Below are 1,247 nucleotides of genomic sequence, written 5' to 3' on the forward strand. Positions count from 1 at the left end.
GTCCACCGCCCCGGTCAGGGGCGGACGGAGCGGATGGCGCCGGCCCGACGGGCCCGCTCGACCGCCCCGGGCAGCACCGCGATCAGGGCGTCCACGTCGGCGACGGTGGAGGTGTGCCCCAGCGTGAAGCGCAGCGACGAGCGGGCCCGGTCGTCGTCGGCCCCCATCGCCAGCAGCACGTGCGAGGGCTGGGCCACCCCGGCCGAGCAGGCCGAACCCGTCGAGCAGGCGATGCCCTGCGCGTCGAGCAGCAGCAGCAGGGCGTCCCCCTCGCAACCCGGGAAGGAGAAGTGCGCGTTGCCGGGCAGCCGGTCGACCGGGTCGCCGTTGCAGACCACCTCGGGCACCGCCGCGCGTACCCGCTCGACCAGGTCGTCCCGGAGCGCGGCGATCCGCTTCGCGTACTCCTGCTGGGCCCGGACCGCGTGTTCCACCGCGACCGCGAACGCGACCACCCCGGCGGTGTCCAGGGTGCCCGAGCGCACGTCCCGCTCCTGGCCGCCGCCGTGCAGCAGCGGGGTGGCCGGGACGTCCCGCCCGAGCAGCAGCGCACCCACCCCGGCCGGCCCGCCGAGCTTGTGCCCGGTGACGGTGAGCGCGGCGACGCCGCTGGCGGCGAAGTCGACCGGTACCTGACCGACGGCCTGGATCGCGTCGGTGTGCAGCGGCACGCCGTACCCGGCGGCCACCGCAGCCAGCTCGGCCACCGGTTGGAGCGTGCCGACCTCGTTGTTCGCCCACATGGCGGTGACCAGGGTGACCTGGTCGCCGTACTCGGCCAACTCGGCCCGGAGCGCGTCGACGGCCACCCGGCCGGCCGCGTCGACGCCGAGCCACCCCACCGTGGCCGACTCGTGCCGGGCCAGCCAGTGCACCGCGTCGAGGACCGCGTGGTGCTCGACGGAGCTGGAGACCACCCGGGAGCGGGCCGGGTCGGCCGCCCGCCGGGCCCAGAAGATGCCCTTGACGGCGAGATTGTCGCTCTCCGTCCCGCCACCGGTGAAGACGACCTCGGAGGGCCGGGCGCCCAGGGCGGCGGCCACCCGTTCCCGGGACTCCTCGACCCGTCGTCGGGCCCGCCGGCCCGCCGCGTGCAGCGACGACGCGTTGCCGACCTCGCGGGCGGTTGCGACGTACGCCTCCAGTGCCTCGTCGAGCATCGGAGTGGTCGCCGCGTGATCCAGGTATGTCATCGCCGCTCAGCCTATCGCCGGGGGCGGGTCGGCCGCCCCACCCCGCCCCCGGCG

General features: G+C 76.3%; 1 protein-coding gene. It reads right to left on the bottom strand.

From position 1 onward, the window contains the following. Positions 1 to 14: 14 nt before the first annotated feature. Complete coding sequence (locus GSF22_RS33645) at positions 15 to 1,193, bottom strand: cysteine desulfurase family protein (protein WP_208817927.1); 1,179 nt, start codon at positions 1,191 to 1,193, stop codon at positions 15 to 17. Positions 1,194 to 1,247 lie beyond the last annotated feature (54 nt).

The sequence above is a fragment of the Micromonospora echinofusca genome (assembly GCF_017614955.1).
Classification (GTDB): Bacteria; Actinomycetota; Actinomycetes; order Mycobacteriales; family Micromonosporaceae; genus Micromonospora; species Micromonospora echinofusca_A.